This window comes from Streptomyces sp. NPDC048254 (genome assembly GCF_043201895.1).
Lineage (GTDB): Bacteria > Actinomycetota > Actinomycetes > Streptomycetales > Streptomycetaceae > Streptomyces.
The window spans coordinates 79,439-98,600 of record NZ_JBICZJ010000001.1 but is presented as its reverse complement, the minus strand read 5'-3'; the positions used below and the strand labels follow the sequence as shown (position 1 = coordinate 98,600).

Annotated in this window: 17 protein-coding genes and 1 pseudogene; 8 read left to right on the top strand and 10 right to left on the bottom strand. The window is 69.1% G+C overall.

Going from position 1 to position 19,162, the window contains the following annotated elements:
- Window positions 1–350 precede the first annotated feature (350 nt).
- The 3 genes from ACGFZQ_RS00390 (at window position 351) to ACGFZQ_RS00380 (ending at window position 2,364) form a co-directional block, all read left to right on the top strand.
- Window positions 351–749, top strand: coding sequence for a hypothetical protein (locus tag ACGFZQ_RS00390; protein WP_393838504.1), 399 nt, complete (start codon window positions 351–353; stop codon window positions 747–749).
- A gap of 131 nt (window positions 750–880) precedes the next feature.
- The gene (locus ACGFZQ_RS00385) at window positions 881–1,255 is read left to right on the top strand and encodes a hypothetical protein (RefSeq protein ID WP_393838503.1); all 375 of its coding nucleotides are present in this window, start codon (window positions 881–883) and stop codon (window positions 1,253–1,255) included.
- A gap of 83 nt (window positions 1,256–1,338) precedes the next feature.
- Window positions 1,339–2,364 (top strand): SMP-30/gluconolactonase/LRE family protein, encoded by a 1,026-nt coding sequence (locus tag ACGFZQ_RS00380; protein WP_393838502.1) that lies wholly within the window; start codon window positions 1,339–1,341, stop codon window positions 2,362–2,364.
- A 46-nt stretch (window positions 2,365–2,410) separates the two neighbouring features.
- Here the strand turns inward: ACGFZQ_RS00380 and ACGFZQ_RS00375 are convergent.
- The 7 genes and pseudogenes from ACGFZQ_RS00375 to ACGFZQ_RS00345 all read right to left on the bottom strand — a co-directional run.
- Window positions 2,411–2,918, bottom strand: a pseudogene (locus tag ACGFZQ_RS00375) (transposase family protein); the annotation flags it as partial.
- Window positions 2,903–3,187 carry a hypothetical protein gene (locus tag ACGFZQ_RS00370; RefSeq protein ID WP_393838501.1) on the bottom strand — a complete coding sequence of 95 codons (285 nt, stop codon included), beginning with the start codon at window positions 3,185–3,187 and terminating at the stop codon, window positions 2,903–2,905. The gene ACGFZQ_RS00370 and the pseudogene ACGFZQ_RS00375, both read right to left, overlap by 16 nt.
- A 3-nt stretch (window positions 3,188–3,190) precedes the next feature.
- Entirely contained in the window at window positions 3,191–3,793 is a 603-nt protein-coding gene (locus ACGFZQ_RS00365; protein WP_393838500.1) for a hypothetical protein, read from the bottom strand.
- Between the two features lie 19 nt (window positions 3,794–3,812).
- On the bottom strand, window positions 3,813–4,754 hold the full coding sequence (locus tag ACGFZQ_RS00360; protein ID WP_393838499.1) for a hypothetical protein: 942 nt from the start codon (window positions 4,752–4,754) through the stop codon (window positions 3,813–3,815).
- Between the two features lie 490 nt (window positions 4,755–5,244).
- Window positions 5,245–5,568 carry a hypothetical protein gene (locus tag ACGFZQ_RS00355; RefSeq protein ID WP_393838498.1) on the bottom strand — a complete coding sequence of 108 codons (324 nt, stop codon included), beginning with the start codon at window positions 5,566–5,568 and terminating at the stop codon, window positions 5,245–5,247.
- A gap of 39 nt (window positions 5,569–5,607) precedes the next feature.
- Window positions 5,608–6,600: a hypothetical protein gene (locus ACGFZQ_RS00350; RefSeq protein WP_393838497.1), complete on the bottom strand. Its 993-nt coding sequence runs from the start codon at window positions 6,598–6,600 to the stop codon at window positions 5,608–5,610.
- Between the two features lie 23 nt (window positions 6,601–6,623).
- Entirely contained in the window at window positions 6,624–7,292 is a 669-nt protein-coding gene (locus tag ACGFZQ_RS00345; RefSeq protein ID WP_393838496.1) for a hypothetical protein, read from the bottom strand.
- Between the two features lie 374 nt (window positions 7,293–7,666).
- Between ACGFZQ_RS00345 and ACGFZQ_RS00340 the strand changes: the two genes are divergently transcribed.
- The 5 genes from ACGFZQ_RS00340 (at window position 7,667) to ACGFZQ_RS00320 (ending at window position 14,714) form a co-directional block, all read left to right on the top strand.
- Entirely contained in the window at window positions 7,667–12,271 is a 4,605-nt protein-coding gene (locus tag ACGFZQ_RS00340; RefSeq protein WP_393838495.1) for an RHS repeat-associated core domain-containing protein, read from the top strand.
- A gap of 50 nt (window positions 12,272–12,321) precedes the next feature.
- Complete coding sequence (locus tag ACGFZQ_RS00335; protein ID WP_393838494.1) at window positions 12,322–12,885, top strand: hypothetical protein; 564 nt, start codon at window positions 12,322–12,324, stop codon at window positions 12,883–12,885.
- Window positions 12,886–12,962: 77 nt separating this feature from the next.
- Window positions 12,963–13,430, top strand: a complete 468-nt coding sequence (locus ACGFZQ_RS00330; RefSeq protein ID WP_393838493.1) for a hypothetical protein — start codon at window positions 12,963–12,965, stop codon at window positions 13,428–13,430.
- Window positions 13,431–13,569: 139 nt separating this feature from the next.
- Window positions 13,570–13,722, top strand: coding sequence for a barstar family protein (locus tag ACGFZQ_RS00325; RefSeq protein WP_393838492.1), 153 nt, complete (start codon window positions 13,570–13,572; stop codon window positions 13,720–13,722).
- A gap of 26 nt (window positions 13,723–13,748) precedes the next feature.
- Window positions 13,749–14,714 (top strand): SUKH-3 domain-containing protein, encoded by a 966-nt coding sequence (locus ACGFZQ_RS00320; RefSeq protein WP_393839213.1) that lies wholly within the window; start codon window positions 13,749–13,751, stop codon window positions 14,712–14,714.
- Between the two features lie 51 nt (window positions 14,715–14,765).
- Here ACGFZQ_RS00320 and ACGFZQ_RS00315 read toward each other — a convergent pair whose 3' ends face one another.
- From ACGFZQ_RS00315 to ACGFZQ_RS00305, 3 genes are read right to left on the bottom strand one after another with little or no spacing between them, the layout of a single operon-like run.
- Window positions 14,766–15,959, bottom strand: a complete 1,194-nt coding sequence (locus ACGFZQ_RS00315; protein ID WP_393838491.1) for an acyltransferase — start codon at window positions 15,957–15,959, stop codon at window positions 14,766–14,768.
- Entirely contained in the window at window positions 15,956–18,184 is a 2,229-nt protein-coding gene (locus ACGFZQ_RS00310) for a glycosyltransferase (protein ID WP_393838490.1), read from the bottom strand. The genes ACGFZQ_RS00315 and ACGFZQ_RS00310 overlap by 4 nt, the downstream gene beginning before the upstream one ends.
- Window positions 18,184–19,068, bottom strand: a complete 885-nt coding sequence (locus ACGFZQ_RS00305) for a hypothetical protein (protein WP_393838489.1) — start codon at window positions 19,066–19,068, stop codon at window positions 18,184–18,186. The genes ACGFZQ_RS00310 and ACGFZQ_RS00305 overlap by 1 nt, the downstream gene beginning before the upstream one ends.
- Between the last annotated feature and the right edge of the window lie 94 nt (window positions 19,069–19,162).

Sequence of the window (19,162 nt, the reverse complement as noted above, 5' to 3'; positions counted from 1 at the left end):
CCAATCACCTCACCCCGCCAGGACCGTGCGGCGACGCGCCTCGCTTCGGCAACAGCTTCGGGGCAGGGTCACGCCCTCCGCCTGAGCCCACTTCACCCCCGGGCACAATCAGCGCATGGGAACGGACATCCACGGCTGGGTCGAGTGCCGCACCTGGCGGGAGGGCCTGAACCACGACGGGACCGCATGGTCTGCGGCGATCAGCTTGTCGATGCTGGGCATGCCGAGGGACTACGACGCCTTCGCCTGCCTCTTCGGCGTACGCGACTTCCACGGCACGTGGCGCCCGGTGGCGGCGGACCGGGGTCTCCCGGCGGACCTGTCCCCGAGGTCAGAGAGGATCACGCCACGTGGGCCGGTTCGGCCTTCGCGGAGACCGGCTCACCTGGCCGGAGGCGAGGTCGATCGACTGGACGGAACCGGCACTCCCCCGCGTCACTCACATCGCCCGCTACCACCGCGCCGAGGACGGCACCCTCCGTCTGCTCCACACCCACGACTGGAGCCAGGCCTTCGCCCGAGCAAGCGGAATCAACACACTGACGACATCACCGACCGACCTGGCGGGCCTCTGCCCTGAAGGCACGGAATTGACCACGGACACCACCGTCTACCGAGCCGAACGCTCCCGCCGCCGTGACGCGGTCCCGGCGGACGGCCCGTGGGCCCCGGTGTGGACGGTCATGGAGACGCTGGCCGGGATGCACGGCGAGGAGAACGTACGGCTGGTGGCGTGGTTCGACGAATAACCACGCCTACCGACGGTCTCCACTACGGCTGGCACGCCTTGTCGCCCCTGTTCGAAAGGATGTCGGTGGTCTGCCAGACGCCGTCGGCGTTCTTGGCGAGTTTGGTGTGGTAGAGCACGTAGGAGTTCGCGGTGGTCGGCGTTTCGTCGACCTTTCCCGTCGTCCTGTTCTTGATGAACGACGGACTTCAGTCGTGCGATGCCGGGCTCGACCGGTGCCCGCGCCGCCGACAGCGCACGGTTGACGGTCTGATTCACGGCCGCCACGTGGGCTTCCAGCACCTGACGTCGGATGCCGGCGAACACCCGGCCGCACACAAGACTTGTGAGTCTGTTGAGGAGCACGTCCTCGCGCACCCAGATACTGGCCGGATGCCCATTGGTCCGGTTCTCGGCCTTCGGCGCGAACCCGACGTCGGTGGTGGCCAAGGGTGCGACGCGTACGTGGCGAGCGGTACGTACGTCACGCCCACGGACCCAGATCTGCTGCTCGCGCACATCAGCTGAATCCGCCGGCCCGAGCGGGCGGCGCGGTTGGCACGGCGATAAGAGGGTTTCTCATGCGAATCCTGGGCTGTTCTCAGACAAGGTTGCGAGCATCAGGCCCGTCAACTGCTCGCATCGGTCCGCCAACGACCCGGGGAGCCCTCATTTCCATTCGCCTTCGCCGCTATCGCCGCTCCCTCCTGCTGAGCGCGGTCACGCTCGCCGGACTGGCCGTCGGCACACAAACCACAGGTACCGCTTTCGGTGCCACCGCGCCGCTGAGCGGTGCGCGCGAGGTCGTCCATTTCGACATCGCCACCCTGCAGCAGCCGGAGAACATCACGCTGGAGCCGGGCGGGGCCGCCGATGTGACGTTCCAGAAGTCCCGGCAGGTGGCCCAGGTGGCCACGAGCGGGACGATCACCGTACTGGCGACCCTTCCCGCGCCGCCCACCGGCAGCGCGACGGCGACGGCGTCCGGCATCGTACGTACCGCCGACGGCACGCTCTACGTCAACTACAACGCGGGCACCAATTCCGGCATCTATCGGATCCCGGCGGGCGGTGGCACTCCCGTGCTGGTGGTGGCGATGCCCGAAGTGAAGGTGCTGAACGGCCTGGCGATCGACGCGAGCCGTGACACCTTGTACGCGACCGACTCCTCGTCCGGCACCGTGTGGAAGGTGTCGCTGAGGACGAGGGTCGCCTCCCTGTGGACACAGGGAGGCGACTTCCAACCCGGTTCGACCTCGACGTCCTCGTTGGGGGCCAACGGTGTCAAGGTGCACAACGGCGCCGTGTGGGTGACCAACACCGGCAACGGTACGTTGCTTCGGGTACCGATCAACAAGGACGGCACGGCAGGTACGGACACCGTCAAGGCGACCGGCCTGTCCGGGATCGACGACTTCACCTTCACCGGCCGCGGCGACCAGGTGCTGGCCGCCCAGAACGGCACCAACCAGGCCAGCATCGTCAGCTCGGACGGCATGGTTCAGACGGTACTGACGGCGGCGGACGGGATCGAGAACCCGACCTCGGTGGCGGTCAAGGGCTCGACCGTGTACGTGGCGAGCGGGGCGTACCTCACGCGCACGGATCCGAATCTGCTGCTCGCGCGGCTGCGCTGAATGCGGGCGGGCCGGGGACGGGGAGCTCTTTCACCACTGAGCTTCTTCAGCGTTGCCGCTCCAGGGTGAGGACAGCCTTGGCGATTCGCGTCATGCGGTTCGGACTGCATCGGGACCTGCGGAAGATCCGCCAGGACTTCAGGCGGGCGACGCCGCGTTCAACGGGTGCCCTTGCCGCAGCCAGGGCCCTGTTCACGGTCTTCTCGGTGAGGGTGAGGTCCTGCAGGGGCCTGCGTTTGATGCCCGTGGTCAGCCAGGGTCCGCGCCCTGGTAGGCGAGATCGGCCAGGATGGGGACGCCCTGGCGCTCACAGATGCGGATGATCCTGTGGGTGCGAGCGGCGGTCAGGTCGTGAGTGCGGCCCGGCAGCGCGGGTGAGAGCCACAGCAGCCGGCCATCCGGATCGGTGACCACCTGCACGTTCACTCCGTGCCGGCGGTGCTCGTGGGAGTAGTCTGCGCGTGAGTCGCCGACCGGGTGCACTCTGCCAGGGTGCCGTCCAGCAGGGCGAAGTCGGGGTCGGCCTCGCGCAAGACCTTCAACGTGACACCGGGCCGATGGAGGTCGTCGAGATGTAGAGTTCGACGCCGCCGTTCTCGTAGCCTTCTTCCGCGCGCGCACCTACGGTTTCGGTGAATTCCCGCTTGAGGAGCACCGCGTCGTCCTGGCCGTCGAATACCCGCTCGGCCAGGGCGCGAATGGGCGCTTTCCAGCCGTCGGGCTCGAGTGGAATCCTGAACCAGCCGTCCGGAACGAGCAGACCGTAGTCACCCGGAGGGTGAATCTCACGGTCGGTGCGATCGTCGGCGACGGCGTCCGGCATTCCTCATCCTTCCTTGATCTCGGCGAGTTCCAGCGACTCGGCCAGCGTCTGCGCCAACTCCAGGAGCGCTTCGCTGAAGACGAGATTCGTCCATGACATCCGGAGGACAAGGATGTTGTCGACCTGCGGCGGAAGCAGCGCATAGGTGACCGTCTCCATCATCGTCTTCTTCTTGAAGAGCGAACCGGTCTCGACCGAGAGGAGTTCCTGGACGCGTACACCGGGGCCCGCCGACAGGTTCACCTCGGTCACGCTGCGACGTTCGGGGGAGGTGGGCAGCACGGCTTCCAGGAGATCCGGAAGACTGTCCGTGGACCGGTAGCCGTCCCCGTCGAAGTCGTGCACCTCGTAAACGGCGGTCAACGCCTTGGCCGCGTCGATCACATAGGCATAGGCGAAGGTGGGGTCGCCCAGATCAGCCGTGGCCGCCACCCGAGCCAGTACCGAGGCCAGTTCGCGGATTTCACCCCGGGGAGCATCTGTGGCCAGGTACTCCCGGGCAGCCCGCTTGGCCCATTTCTCGAACTCCGCGTTCTCTCCCACGGGAAGTCTGATACTGCCCTCGGGTTCGGAGATCAGGCACTGCCACATCACGTCGTCGCTCACGTGGCATTTCTTCTGGCCGTCACGAGCCCGTGGTCCAAGCGGTCTTCCACCTGTTGTGCGGATTATCCCACTCCGTGAGGTCGTGGAGTTTGTCATTCCCATCGATGGCGGTCGCCGTGGCAGTGTAACCGAGCCACCTCTGCCCGGCGGATCGTACATAGTCGGTGAACTTCACGCCGCCCATGCTTTCGAACTTACCGAGAATCGGCACTTCTTTGAGTGCCTTGCTGGACTCGACCCACTCCGGATTACCGAACGGCCGGGCTCCCCGCCAAGCATCCCTTCCGAAGAGTTTCCCGACGTCCCTGAAGTCCTTGAGGCCCTTCACGGCGTCGGCCGTGACCTGATAGATCACCTTGGGATTCAGGACGTGCTTGAACTCTCCGAGCTTCCCGAAGCCTCCCGGCAGGTCACCCGCAAGCCTCCGTGACGCGTCTTCGGCGGCCTGGTTGGCGAGCTTGGTGGCCTTGCCCTTCAGTGTGTTGGCGGCCTTCGCCGATCTGCCGGTCAGCGAGTTGGCGGCGAGGAAGTCCGCGCGCGCGGAGCGGCTCGCCGTCTGCACACCCCGCACGCCCGCCGCAGCCGCCTTGCCCGCGCTCAGCGCGGCACGGCCCAGGCCGAGTGTGAGCAGGGCCACGCCGTCCAGGACCAGGTCGGCGATGCTCGCGTCTCCCGAGAAGACGAGTACCAAATGACAGGCGAGGGACACCACAGTCGCGAGCAGAGCGATCGCGTCCAGTACACCTGCCAGCGCCCAGCCGATCACCGGGATCCAGCCCACCAACAGTGAGGCGAGGGCGCAGGCCGTCGCCACCCAGCCGGCGATGTCCGCGATGCTCTTGAGCGCTCCCTTGATGTTCTCCCAGGTGGAATCCTTCAGCTTGTCGTGGTCGATGAGCGCCTCAAGAGCGCGGGCCGCCTTATCCCCTGCCCGGTTGCGGGCGTTCTTGGCGGCGTGCACCCGTTTGACGGCGTCGTTGATACGACCGTCGACCTCGTCCCGCTTCGTGGTCAGGTCGTGCTTCTGCTGCTCGTAGTCGCCCGCGGACTTGTCCAGGGCGTCGAGCGACTTGTCGAGACGGTCCCGCTCCTCGCGGTCGCGCTCGGCGTCGTTGCGGGCCTTGTCCGCCGCCTGCTGGGAGGAGGCCAGGACGGAGGCGTACTTCTCGTCCGGCCGGTCGGTCTGCTCACCCAGGAGGTGGCAGCCGTCTCGAAACGGTCCAGGACCTTCTTCAGCCGTCCGACGGCTCCCTCGGCGGTCTTGCGGAACTCGTCAGCAGCGTCACTCTGCCAGCCGTCCACACCGCAGAGGGCCTCGATGTTGCCCGTCTGCCTTCTGATGGCATCGGCCACGGAGCGGAATCGCCGGCCCAGCTTCGCCACGGCATCGGGGTCCCCGGACACCGGGTCGGAGTCCAGCTCGACCGGTGTCCAGTCCTTCGGTCGGGACATCATCCCCCTTGCCGCTGGGGCTGCTTCTCCTGTTTGCGGACCGCGTTGGCAAGGTCGGTGTCTATCTGCTCGTAGGCCTGGGCCGCGGCCTTGGTGATTCCCGCGAGCTTGAACAACTCCCCTTCGAGCTTCCCCCGCTTGTAGTCCCAGTTGTCGGCGAAGTCGTCGAGCCGGTCCGTGAGCTCCTCATGACCGACGACCTCCCGGCTCCAGCCGTACTTGTCCTTGTCGTCGAGCCCCTGCAGCTCCTCGACGATCTTCTCGATGCCCGTGGCAACGCTCTTGAGCACGTCGAGATCGTCGATCCTGGTCCTGTCACCCACGGCGCCCCCTACGGCCGGAGGGCTCCGGCCGGCCATTGCTCACCTGTTGACGGACTGGATCTCCTGCACGACGACATCCTGAGTGGCCCCGAAGGTGCCGTCAGGCAGGTTTCCGCCTGGCGTGCCGGTACCCGTCCAGTGGATCTTCCAGGTGATCGTGGCCTTGAGCGGGTACGAACCCGTGCCAGAGGAGTGCAGGTACTTCACCCCACAGGGTGGCGTCTCGTCGGCCTTCCCCTTGGCGTAGGCCTCACCGATGCTGCCGTTCTTGAACTCGCAGACGCCCGAGGCTGGGTACGTCACGGCGTCCGACGTACCGGGGTCGATCTTGAGGGAGTACGGGGTGGCGGTGGTCGTGGCGCTGATGCCCAGCACGGGAACCGACGCGGTGACGGAGACCGGCTTGAACTCGGCACCGTCCAGCCAGGCCCAGGTGGGAAGGTTGACCTTCGTCTTGTCCGCCGGGGCCAGGGTCACCTTCGTACTGGGGACGCGGATCTCGTTGTAGGCAAGTTGCGCCAAGATCTCCGGGGTGACCGCCTGGGGTACGTCCGCCGGAGGGTCGTCACCCGTGTCCACCCAGAAAATGGGCTTCGTGCAGTCGAGCGCGCCGGGGTCTCCCTCACGGCCCTTCGTGACGTACGAGTCCCACCAGTAGCCCTTGCCGGCCTTGTCCTTGTTGAAGTCCTTGTACGGCTTCCCGTTGACGTAGCGGTCGCGCTGCTGCGCATCCCACTCGTAGCCCGTCGAGTCGGCCCCCCAGATCGGTGTCAGGTAGGCCTCAAGCGCAGCAGGTGAGTACTTGGGCGCGTAGTAACAGGCCGGCGGGGTCCACGTCGTGGTCGACGTCACCGCACCGGCCGACGGCCCGGAACCGTTCTTGGAGAGGTCGTAGACGACGGCACCGGCGGTCGCGGAAACCTTGCCGTCCTTCTGGTCGCCGTTCACCTGGGAGTTGGTGCCGGAACCCCCTCCAGGGGTGATGGTGGCCCAAGCCGCCGGACCGGAGGTCCACAACACGATGCCGACCACGAAAGCACATGCGGTTCCTCTGGCTACGGCTGACACTGAGCTGCCCCCCTGATGGAAATAATCTGCGATGTCTGCCAGACGCCGTCGGAGTTCTTGTCGAGCCTGGTGTTGTACGAGACGTAGCTGTCCTTGGTAACAGGCGTTTTGTTGATCTTATTGGTCTTCTTGTTCTTGCTGAAGCCCTTACTCTCATCACCACAGAACGTGAGGATGGCCGACGTCTTGCTCTTGAGCGTCACCTTGCGGTCGTAGTACCGGACAACGCCGGTGATCGTGACGTTGGCCTTCTTGAACTGGGCGACCCAGGACAGCGTGGCCTCAAGAGCCTTACCCGTGTTGTAGTAGGCGAGTCCCTCGCCCTTGGGGTCTGTCCCGGTGATAGCGGCGTCCTCCGCCCGCGCCCTTTCGGCGCCGTCCGCGAGCACCGCGTCCTTCACCGCGTCCCCAGTCTGGCCGCCCTCGAAGGTCAACGTCATATCCGACGGCAGGGTGATCTTCGGGCGGCCGCCGGTCACCGCCGAAGCCGAAGCACTCGGCGAAGCCGAAGTCGAAGCCGACGCCCCCGTGTCCGCGCCCGTGATCTTGTCATTCGAGTCGGACTTGTCGCCGTCGCCTCCGCCGCAGCCGGCGAGCAGGAGCGCGGCCGTCACACCGGCGGTGGCTGTCGTGAGCAGGCGGGAACGGCGGGTCACGGTGGGCTCCTGGTGGGGCGGTTGGGGTCTGCGAAGCAGCGAATACGGTATCGGGGTCCATCCGGAACGCACCAGAGCGATTTGCCGCGATCGGACCGCGCGAAACGCGCACAGCAGATCATAGTCGGGCAACTCGGCGTCCTCGCCTCAGCTTTGGTGCCGTCCCGTGACATCGCGGCGCCTCTCAGTTGGTCCACGCAAAGGGCAACCAAGCCCAGACAAACCCTTCCTCGGCGCGACAACACGCGCCTTAAAGGCAATGACAGCTCCAGCCGGCCGATCGCGGGACAGCCTTCGCCTCAAGCCGGCAGGCCCTGTAACTTCACGTGTGCACAGATTTGTTGACGGGGCGTACGCGACGGGGGTTGCGGGTTATGGCGGGGTATCGGCCGGCGGACTGGCATCCACTCGACCTCGACAGGGACCCGACCCCGGGTGACCCGCAACGCGTCCGCTCGCTCGCCACACAGCTCCACGACTTCGCCGACGACGTCTCCGACGCCCTGCGCCTGGTCAAGGGCATGGCCGGCGAGGACACACTCCTGCAGTGGGCGGGCAAGTCCGCGGACGTCTTCAAGGAGCAGTTCAAGGACGTCCCGAAGAACCTGAAGAAGCTGAAGAAGTCGTACGAGATGTGCGGCGACGCCCTCGCGGACTACTGGCCCAAGCTGGAGCGGGCCCAGGCCCTCGCGGACAAGGCCCTCGCCAAGGCCAAGGAAGCCCAGTCGGATCTCTCCTCCGCCAAGTCCAGGCTGTCCTCGGCCGATTCCTGGGTCACCCGGGCCGGCAAGGAAGCCGACAAGTACAAGGACGATCCCACCGGCAGCAAGTCGGACGGTGACAAGCCGGACGAGGCGAAGGTGCGGGCCGCCACCCGGGACGTGCAGAGCGCCAAGTCGGCCCACACCAAGGCGCAGTCGGACGTCACCACCGCGCAGAACGCCCTCGACGCCGCGAAGAAGATGGCCGAGGACGCCCGGAAGATGCGGGACGACGCGGCGGGTGAGGCGAAGCGGAAGATCGACGAGGCCTCCGACGCGGGGATCCCCAACCGGCACTGGTGGCAGGACGTCGGCCACTGGTTCGAGGACAACTGGGACACCATCGTCACCGTCTGCAAGGTCGTCGTCGCGGTCGTCGGGATCATCGCGCTGATCATCGGCGGGCCCATCCTCGGCGCCATCGTGCTGGTCGCAGCGCTCGTCGTCCTCGCGGACACCCTCTACAAATACTCCAAGGGCCAAGCCTCCTTGTGGGACGTGGCCTTTGCCGCCCTGGACTGCATACCCGGCGGCAAGGGCATCACCAGCCTCGGCAAACTCGCCAAGGGGCTCAAGGAGATGAAGAACCTCCGCGGCGGCATGAAGGCCATGAGCCTCGCCCTCCGCGGGCTGGGCAAGAACGCCCGCGGCATGCTCGCCGACGGAGCCGAGGGTGCGTTCAACCGGCTCAAGAGCGTCGTACGGTCCAAAGGCAGCGACCCCGTCGACATGGCCACCGGCGCCATGTATCTCCCGCAGAGCGACATCGAGCTGCCCGGCCTGCTCCCGCTGACCTTCACCCGCCGCGTCGCCTCCGACTACCGCTGCGGCTGGTGGTTCGGCCCGAGTTGGGCGTCGACGCTTGACGAACGCCTGGAGGTGGACGAGCAGGGCGTCGTCCACGTCACCGAGGACGGCCTGCTGCTCGCATACCCCCATCCCACCGCACCCCAGACCCCGGCCATGCCGGAGGCCGGCCCCCGCCGCCCCCTGACCCGCCAGGACGACGGCGGCTACCGCATCGAAGACCCCCTCACCGGCCACACCCGGCACTTCGCCCGCCCCACCCCCGATGGCACCGCCCTGCTCACCCGGATATCCGACCGGAACCAGCACGCCATCACCTTCGACCACGACGAGCACGGCACCCCGCTCGCCATCCGCCACTCCGGCGGCTACCACCTGCGCATCACCATCGACGAGGGCCGGGTCACCGCCCTTTCCCTGGCCGGCGCCGCCGACGACGGCACCGACGTCGTCGTCAAGCGCTACGGCTACACCGACGGCAACCTCACCGAGACGGTCAACTCCTCCGGTCTGCCCCTGCGCTTCACCTACGACGACCGGCTGCGCGTCACCTCCTGGACCGACACCAACAACAGCCGCTACGCCTACACCTACGACGACCACGACCGCTGCATCGCCGAGGGCGGCGAAGCCGGCCACATCGCCATCGCCCTCGACTACGACGGCACCGACCCCGCCTGGCCCGGCACCCGCGTCACCACCCTCACCACCGCCCAGGGCGCCGTCACTCGCTTCGTCGTCAACGACAACAGCCAGGTCATCGCCGAGATCGACCCCCTCGGCAACACCACGCGCACCGAGTACGACGAGCGCCACCACGAGATCGCCGTCACCGACCCACTCGGCCACTCCACCCGCTACGTCCGCGACGGGTTCGGCAGGCCGCTGGTCATCACGTATCCGGACGGCGCGACCGCCCGTTTCGCCTACGACCGCCTGGGCCGGCAGACCGAGGCGGTCCAGGCCGACGGCAGCACCTGGCGGCGGACCTACGACGAACGAGGCAACTGCACCACGGTCACCGGTCCCACGGGCGTCACCGTGGGGTACTCCTACGACGACTCCGGCCGGCTCACGTCGGTCATCGACGCCCTCGGCAACGTGACCCGGCTGGAAACCAACGCGGCCGGCCTCACCACCGCTCTCGTCGACCCCCGTGGAAACCACGAACGGCGTCGGTACGACGCGTTCGGCCGCGTCCGCGCGGTCGGCGACTCGGCGGGCGGCGAGGCGCGGCTGTCGTGGACCGTGGAGGGTCGTATCGCCCACTGGACGGGCCCGGACGGAACGGCGGAGAGCTGGGAGTACGACGGGGAGGGCAACTGCGTCCGGCACACCGACCCCTGCGGTGGGGTCACGTCGTACGAGTACACGCACTTCGACCTCCTCTCGGCCACGACAGGTCCGGACGGAGCGCGTTACACCTATGATCACGACGCGTCGCTGCGCCTGACCCGGGTCACGAACCCACGGGGGCTGACCTGGACGTACACATACGATCCGGCGGGTCGCGTCGTGTCCGAGCGCGACTTCGACGGCCGTGTGCTGCGCTACGAGTACGACGCCTCGGGCCGGGTCACCGCCCGCGAGAACGCGCTCGGGGAGCGGATCGCCTATGAGCGCGACATGCTCGGCCAGGTCGCCGTCAAGACGGCCGGGGGTGTCGTCACGCGCTACGAGCACGACGCCATGGGCCGCCTGCTGAGCGCGGGTACCGACGAGTCCTCCGTACGCCTCGAGAGGGACGACTGGGGAAGAATCGTCGCCGAGTCCGTCGGTGGCCGTGCGATCACCTTCGCCTACGACCCGCTCGGCCGACGGACCCGGCGGACCACGCCGTCCGGGCTGGTGACGGAGTACGTCTACGACGCCCACGGCCGTCGCTCCTCGCTGAGCACGGCGGATCACACCCTCCGGTTCGGTTACGACGTCGCCGGACGTGAGATCACCCGCGAGGTGAACACCGCACTGACCGTGCGCAGCGGCTGGGACCCGTCCGGACTGCTGGCCGAGCAGGTCGCGGACACGGCACGCGGTACGGTGCAGCACCGTTGCTACAGCCGCCGTCCCGACGGCCAGGTGGTCGGGGTGGAGGAGCTGACGGGGGGTCGGCGCCGTATCGAGCTGGATGCGGTGGGCCGGGTCACCTCGGTCAGCGCGCAGGACTGGGCCGAGTCGTATGCCTACGACACGGCCGGCGACCAGACCGAAGCCGACTGGCCCGACACGCATCCCGGCGAGGAGGCGCGCGGGCCTCGCGGCTACGAGGGCACTCGCGTCACCAGGGCCGGACGTGTCCGCTACGAGTACGACGCGGCCGGCCGGCTGGTGACCCGGCGCCGGGCCCGGCTCTCCGGACAGACGGAGACCTGGCGCTACACCTGGGACGTCGAGGACCGTCTCACCTCCGTGGTCACTCCCGACGGGACGCTCTGGCGCTACCGGTACGACGTCTTCGGGCGCCGTATAGCGAAGCAGCGGGCGGCGGCCGACGGCAACGGCGCCCGGGTCGTCGAGGAGACCCGCTTCACCTGGGACGGGGACACCCTTGTGGAGCAGACGACCACGGGAGAGGCGCTCGCGCACGCCGCCACCGTGACCTGGGACCACGACGGTCTCCACCCGGTCGCCCAGACCGAGCGTCTGACGGACACTGTGACCCAGCGGGAGATCGACTCCCGATTCTTCGCCATCATCACCGACCTGGTGGGCACCCCGACCGAGTTGGTGGACGAGCGGGGCGACATCGCGTGGCGCACCCGCTCGACACTGTTCGGCGCGACGGCGTGGCCGAAGCCGAGCACCGCGTACACACCGCTCCGCTTCCCCGGGCAGTATCACGACAGCGAAACCGGACTCCACTACAACCGGCACCGCTACTACGCCCCGGAGACGGGGCACTACATCAGCCCCGACCCGCTGGGGCTGACCGCCGCACCGCACCCCACGGCGTATGTGCCCAACCCCTGGACGGGCACGGACCCACTGGGGCTGTCGCCCTATGAGCCCTTCTACCGCGTGATGTCGGAGAAGGAGTTCTCCCGGCTCGGCCCGAAGGGCGAGATCACGCCGCGTGGCGAGAACTTCGTGACGCAGGAGGAGGACTACGTCCGGGGCATCGCGGAACGCTTCGGCCGACGCGGCGGCAGGAACGCCCAGAAGTACACGCACCTCGTCCGCTACGAGATGGAGCCGGGCACCAGAGAGGCTCTCATCGCCGCGGGGCGCGGCTCGGGCGACAATATCGCGGCGATCAAGGAAGCGTTCGGTCTGCATCTGGACGAGATCGGGGAGAGCACCCAGTTCGTGCACGTGAAGATGGAACGGGGAGGGCTGAACTTCGGGCTCCGCGAGGGCTCGGCGGGTGTGTTCAACTCGAACATCCTGAGAATGACGTACGAACGGATCTGACCCGGTGCGTGCGTCAGCAGCACCCGGGCCTGGAAGGTGGAACGACACACATGTCAGCTGGATCAGCGGCCGACCGCGCTCTCCTGGAGCGGGTGGACTCCCTCGTCATCGGCGGGTACGTCAGCGCCGAGCGGGCCGAGGAGACCGCAGCCGCGGTGCCTGCGGCACGGCAGCGCGTCCTGGACTGGCTGCGGATCACGTCCGCCGAGGGCGACTGGCGGCGCTTCGAACGGCTCGCGGCGCTGGCGCTGCACCTCCATCCCGAAGGGCTCGGGCCGCTCCTGGCGACGGTGCTGGCCACGCGGCCTGCCGGCGTGAACACGGAGGACCTGGTCGACCTGCTCGGAGAGCTGCGGGCCCCGGAGGGAGTCGAGCCGGTCGCCGCCCTGGTGCGGGAACGGAAGTCGACCGACGGCCCTTACTTCACGTTCTGCGTCAAGGCCCTCCAGACACTGGGTGAGATCGGCACCCCCGAAGCCGTCGACTTCCTGCGCGGCATCGCCACCGGAGATCCCGCGGTCTGGCCCGACCCACTGCGCTGGCACGCCGCGGAGGAACTGGGTATCGAGGACGAGCTCGGTTTCGACGAGGACCGGATGCTGGGCGGATCGTGACCGAAGAGCATCGGCCGGGTGGCGAGGACGAGGACCCGAGACGGCTGAAAGCTCCCTCGCGTCCACGCATTCACGGGATGATCCGGTTCGAGTTCTCCGTGGACGAGAACGAGGCACCCCCGCCGTCGGGATTCGACCTGGGGCACATGGACGTCCGGGGCGACCGGGGAGAGGCGAGTTCACGGGACCGCACCCCGGACCAGGCGATGATGATCTATCTCTCGCTGCCCCTCCTCATGGACGGCTTGCGCCGGTTCCTGCCGGGCCGGGACCGGTCCTTCACGACGTCCGCCGTCGACTCGTCCTTCTCGCTGACGTTCCGGCGCGGAAGGGACGGTTCGATCGAGACCCTCCACGACGGTACGGTGTTCGACCGCTCGTCCGCGGCGGACCTGGCGAGCGCCGTGCACACAGGAGCCGAGCGCTTCGCGCGACCCCGGCTCCCGCTGCTGCCCGAGGACGACGCGGGGCGAGAGGACCTGGAGAATTCCCTGGCCGCATTCGGCACCTTCGTGACGCAACTGGCCTCGACCGAGCGCCGGTGAGTGACGTGTTCCGGCCCGCTCCGCAGAGCAGTGGCCCTTGTCGGGCCCCAGGTGCCTGCGGCCCCTGGGTGGTACTTGTCCCGGAGGAGTCCGCAGGATCCGACGGCATCTGTCGCAACTGACGGCGAACGGCGCCCTCGTGCACCACTTCGACGCCCGCGATCTGATGACCGAACAGGGGGTCTACCGCTCCTTCGCGGAAGTCCTCCGTTTCCCCGGCTACTTCGGACGGAACTGGGACGCCCTGATGGACTGCCTGGGCGATCTGTGCGGCGTGATCAACTGGGTGTGAGAACGGTGGTGTGAGGGGAGAACGACCTGACCTGGTCCCCTGAGACCGACGGTGTGCTTCGCCGGGCGGGCTGGCGGCCGGATCGTGCGGTGCCGACGGACACCTGGGAGTGGATCCTGCGGGAGCGCGGCTCCTTCGTGCCCCACGAGGCCGCCCGACGCTTCCTCCGCGCCTTCGGCGGGCTGGTGACGTACGGATGGCCGACCGACTCGGTCACAACGCGGTCGGCCATCCGGTTCGACCCCCTCCAGGCCGAGTGGGAGAACGAGACGTACGCCTGGATGAGCCGGCAGGCCGGGACTCCTCTGTACCCCGTGGGCAGCGCGGACGAAGGGAGCAGCCGCCTGGGTATCGCCGAAGACGGGCAGCTCTACATCGCTGCCGGGAACCACCTGGAACTGCTCGGCACGACCGTGGACCAGGCTCTGGACCGGCTGGTCACGACGCAGGGTGCCCGGACCGTCCCCCGGACCGCCGACGTGTCCCCGGGTGGCGGCGCGGCGTTCTGGACACGGTTGGACGCCGTGTCGCCCGATGACCGCGCGGCTGAGCGGCGCTGGCCCGCCCTGACGGATCGGGTGCTGCGGGCGGGTGGCTGGTTCCCGGGACGGTCCGTCCCCGTGACGACCTGGGAGAGCATCCTGCTGGAGACCGGCGAGTACGAGATCCACGATGCCGCGCGCCGGTTCCTCGCGGAGTTCGGTCAGGTCGGGATTCCCTACCGCTCCCCCCTGAACACCATGCCGTGGACGGACTTCCGGCTGGACCCGCTCCTGGCGATGTGGGACGCCGAGATCCTCGACGACCTCGGTGAACAGGCCGGAACCGATCTCTACCCGCTCGGCATGGTCGACCGCCGGAACCGGTACCTGGCCATGGCGGAGGACGGCGCGGTCTACATGGGCATGGACACGGTCTCGCTGTGGGCCGCCACGCCCGACGAAGCCGTCGAAAGGCTCACCAGGCCGGTCCGCCCGGAAGCTCTGCACTGATCACGGGCCGGGCGGGGCCTCGGGCCCCTGCACAGAGTCAGGGGGGTTCCTTCACGATCGACGGCGAGGTCTTCCCCGCCGTCCCCCGTCCGGCCACACCCGCGCCCGCCGTCCCGCCGCCACGTCCTCCACCCATCCGAACGCCACCACCGCCACCGCGATCAGCGGCCACACCACCACGAACGTCCAGAAGCCGTACGTCGAGTCCAGCAGGGACGCCGCCCGGTCCGACTCCATGAACGGGAGGTTGTACGCCTCGTCGATGATCGGGAACGTTGCCATGATCAGCATGTTGTGCCAGAGGTAGATGGTCACCGCACGGTTGTTGGCGAGGGTGATCGGTCTGTCCCAGCGGCGCAGGCGGCCCGGCAGCTCCCGCCATGACGGGGAGTACTGCAACAGCAGCACCACGGCCCCGAACGACCAGCAGGCCTGTGCCAGGGGAATGTCGTTCAGGTCCCAGCCGTCGGGGCCCTGGTGGCCCGACGCCCACCACAGGCCCAGCGCCATCACCAGGCAGGACAGCGAGACCGCCGCATACCGCGGGACCCGCGCCAGGGCGCCCTCGTGGTGGGCGAAGCCCAGGATCCAGCAGCCGCCGTACACCGCGAAGTCGGTCACCGCGTTGCCCGTTTCGCCGGGGAGGGACACCAGCCCCGTGCCCACCACCGCCGTCAGTGCCAGCGGCGCCAGCACCGTCGGCAGCGGCGCCCTGCGGAACGCCCACAGGAGAAACGGGGACAGGAGCACGAACCAGAGGTAGGCGCGCAGGTACCACAGCGGGCCCGCCGCCTGTTCCGCCCACGTGTCGTCCAGCAGACCCGTGGCCGAGCCGAGGTGTTCGGGGTACGGCGGGGCGCCGATCGGCAGGAAGTAGTCGATCAGCCTGCCCCAGCCAGCCCAACCGCTCCCCACGTCCGGGTCGTTCAACGGATGCCAGCCCGCAATGAGCATCAGGGTCAGCAGGACCGCGCTGAACAGCCAGAGCGGGGGCAGCAGGCGGCGCAGCCTGCCCCGGATCACGTGCGCCGCCGGGCGGTCCAGGCTGCGGGCCATCAGCGAGCCCGCCAGCGCGAACATCACGCCCATGGAGGGGAAGAGGATGGTCAGCCAGGGCCAGCCGAAGAGGTGGTAGACCACCACGCGGAACAGGGCCAGGGAGCGGAGCAGGTCCAGGTAGCGGTCCCGGCCGCCGGTTCCGGACCGCTTCCCCGTTCCGACCGGGGTCGTCTCGGCCTGTGTCATGCCGCCTGCCTCCCCTTCGTCCGGCCGCCGGCGCCTCCGCCCGGCGCCTCCACCACCCCCGTGCGCCGCAGCTTCTGCCAGCGCAGCCGGCCGCCGGTGAGGGCCGTGATCCAGGACTGGAGGAGTACGACGTACATCAGCTGGCGGTAGAGGATCTGCTGGAGAGGGAGCGAGATGAGATGGGTCATGCGTTCGCGGTCCAGGCGGAAGGCGTAGGCCGCACAGACCGCCTGCACGGCCAGCACGCCCAGCCAGGCGCCGATCGTCTTCTGCGTCGGGCCGAAGACGATGCCGTAGAGGAGGAACGCGTCGATCAGGGGGGCCAGGAGGGGGGCCACCACCATGAAGAGCGAGACCAGGGGGAGGCCCACGCGGCCGAAGCGGCCCGACGGGCCCCGGTCGAGGAACGCGCCGCGGTGTTTCCAGATCGCCTGCATGGTGCCGTACGACCAGCGGTAGCGCTGGGACCAGAGCTGGGAGACGGACTCCGGGGCCTCCGTCCAGGCCCGTGCCCGCTCCGCGTACACCACCCGCCAGCCGTCCCGGTGCATGGCCATCGTGATGTCGGTGTCCTCGGCGAGGGTGTCGTCGCTCATGCCGCCGACCCGTTCCAGGGCGGTACGGCGGAAGGCGCCCACCGCGCCCGGGATCGTCGGCATGCAGCGCAGCACGTCGTACATCCGGCGGTCCAGGTTGAAGCCCATCACGTACTCGATGTGCTGCCAGGCGCCGATCAGCGAGTCCCGGTTGCCGACCTTGGCGTTGCCGGCGACGGCGCCGACCCGGGGATCGCCGAAGGGCTGGACCAGCTCCCGTACCGTGGCCGGTTCGAAGACCGTGTCGCCGTCCATCATCACGACGATGTCGTGACGGGCGTTGGCCAGGCCCCTGTTGAGGGCGGCGGGCTTGCCCGCGTTCACCTGGCGGATCACCCGGACGTCCGGCAGGTCCAGGTCCGCCACGATCCCCGCCGTGCCGTCCGTCGAACCGTCGTCGACGACGAGGATCTCGATCGGGTGCTCGCTCGCGGTCAGTGAACGGACCGTGTTCTCGATGCACTTGGCCTCGTTGTAGGCGGGGACCAGGACGGAGACCGGCTCCGTCACCGGCCGGCCCCAGCTGAAGCCCCTGCGGCGGACCCTGCGGGTGTGCACGAAGGAGAGCCAGAGCATCAGGGCGAACCGGGCCAGCACCGCCGCGCCGACCACCGCCAGGCCGGCCACCAGCACGTTCGTGATGCCGTCCGCCGCCTGGACCAGGGAGATCCACGCCCTGCCCTGCCAGAGGTCGGGGCCGGTGACCTGGGTGTGGGCGCTCGGTGCTTTCAGGGCCTCGGTGAGGTTGCCGAAGGTGTAGCCGCGGTGCCGGAGTTGCGGAATGAGGCGGTCCAGGGCCTGGACCGTCTGGTGGCGGTCGCCGCCCGAGTCGTGCATCAGGACGATCGCGCCCTTGCCGGCGCCCGGGGTCGCGTTGCGGACGATGGCGTCGACGCCCGGTTTGCGCCAGTCCTCGCTGTCCGTGTTGTTGACGACCGTGATGTAGCCGCGGCTGCCGATGTACCGCGTCACCGGCCAGGAACTGTTGTCCATCGCGTCGGCGAAGGAGGAGTACGGCGGCCGGAACAGGGACGTCCGGATGCCGGCCGCGCCGGTGATCGCCAGCTGGGTCTGGGACAGCTCCCAGTCGATGCGCTTCTTCGACTGGTACGACAGGTCGGGGTGGCTGAAGGTGTGCACGCCGACCTCGTGGCCCTCGGCCACCATGCGCCGGACCAGCTGCGGATAGCGGGAGGTCATGGTGCCGGTGACGAAGAAGACGGCGTGCGCGTGGTGCTTCTTCAGGACGTCCAGGACCTTCGGGGTCCAGGCGGGGTCGGGGCCGTCGTCGAAGGTGAGGACCAGGTGGTGGTCGGGGATGCGCAGCGACGTCGTACGGCCGCCCCGGGTGTCGATGACCGGGCCGCCGTCCAGGATCTTCTCCGGGACCTTGTCGGTGGCGGCCTCGGGGCGGACGCGGTGGTCGGCGAGGATCTCGCTGTGGACGTAGCCGCGCAGCATCAGCATCGCCATCACGGCGCCGAGCACCAGCACGGGCAGCGTCAGGCGCATGGACAGGCGGCGGCGCCGGGGACCGCCGGCGGGCGGTGCGGGAGTGTTCCCATGACGACGGGCACGGGTGCCGGTACGCGTGCCGGTACGGGTACGGCCGCGGGTGCGGGGCGCCATCACAGGACAGGGGCGGGAGAGGTGCCGGTCCCGGTCCGGGGGGCCGCGCCCTCCGCGACCGGGCCGCCGGTCGGGGCGGCCGAGTCGCTGGGCGAGGGCGGCGGCGACGACGCGGGCGGGGTCGGGGTGTCCGACGTGGGCGCCGGCGAGGACGGCGAGGGCGCCACGGACGACGACCCGGGCTTCGGCGAGGAACCCGCCGTCCCGGCGGACGACGTCGGCTGCGCGGACGTCGACGCGGTCGGCCGGCCGGCCCCCGTCCTCCCCGCCCCGGGTGCCCGGGAAGAGGCACGGGCCGACGGGGTCGTGCCGTCGCTCACGACCGGACCGGCCACCGAGGCGCCGTCGTCCGAGGACCGGGCGGACCGCGCGGGCCGCGGCGAGTCGTCGACCTTGCCGGCCGGCCGGTCGTGGTTCTGCCCGGGCACCGGCAGCCAGGGCGCGTCGGAGCTGCCGGACAGCAGCGTGACGACGATGACCAGCGCGTAGACCGCGCAGGCGAGGCCGACGGCCATCCCGATCCTGCGGAAGCGGCGGCTGCGGCGCCCCGACGCGTCGACGAAGACCGGTGCGTCGGACACCTCCGCCGCACCGGTCGGGCGTATCCGCACCGCACCGACGTCGTCCGGGGCGGGCACCAGGTCCGGGTCCCGGACGGCGAACGGGTCCTCCGCATCGGCCGGGACCGCGCGCGCCGCATCGCCATGGACCACGCCCCACGGATCCCGCAGCGCACCGAACCGCAGCACCTCGGTCGCCCCGGTCGTCCCGGTCACGCCTGTCGTCCCGGTCACCCCGGTCGTCGCCGAGCCGTCGGCGCCCTGGGCGGCCGCCCCTGGCTCGTCTCCTCCCGCCAGTGGCACATCCCGGGCGTCCAAGGCCACCTGGGGCAATTCCGGTTGGGTTTCTTCTCGCCAATTTTTCACGCGCGTACATCCCCCCACGGGACTGTTCCGGGCGCGCTGACGAACCCGAGCA

What these genes read in the sequence shown, in the direction of transcription:
- ACGFZQ_RS00335 (WP_393838494.1), top strand. Translation starts at nt 12,322, where the DNA reads ATGTCAGCTGGATCAGCGGCCGACCGCGCTCTCCTGGAGCGGGTGGAC.
- ACGFZQ_RS00315 (WP_393838491.1), bottom strand. Translation starts at nt 15,959, where the DNA reads ATGACACAGGCCGAGACGACCCCGGTCGGAACGGGGAAGCGGTCCGGA.
- ACGFZQ_RS00340 (WP_393838495.1), top strand. Translation starts at nt 7,667, where the DNA reads ATGGCGGGGTATCGGCCGGCGGACTGGCATCCACTCGACCTCGACAGG.
- ACGFZQ_RS00370 (WP_393838501.1), bottom strand. Translation starts at nt 3,187, where the DNA reads ATGCCGGACGCCGTCGCCGACGATCGCACCGACCGTGAGATTCACCCT.
- ACGFZQ_RS00330 (WP_393838493.1), top strand. Translation starts at nt 12,963, where the DNA reads ATGATCCGGTTCGAGTTCTCCGTGGACGAGAACGAGGCACCCCCGCCG.
- ACGFZQ_RS00310 (WP_393838490.1), bottom strand. Translation starts at nt 18,184, where the DNA reads ATGGCGCCCCGCACCCGCGGCCGTACCCGTACCGGCACGCGTACCGGC.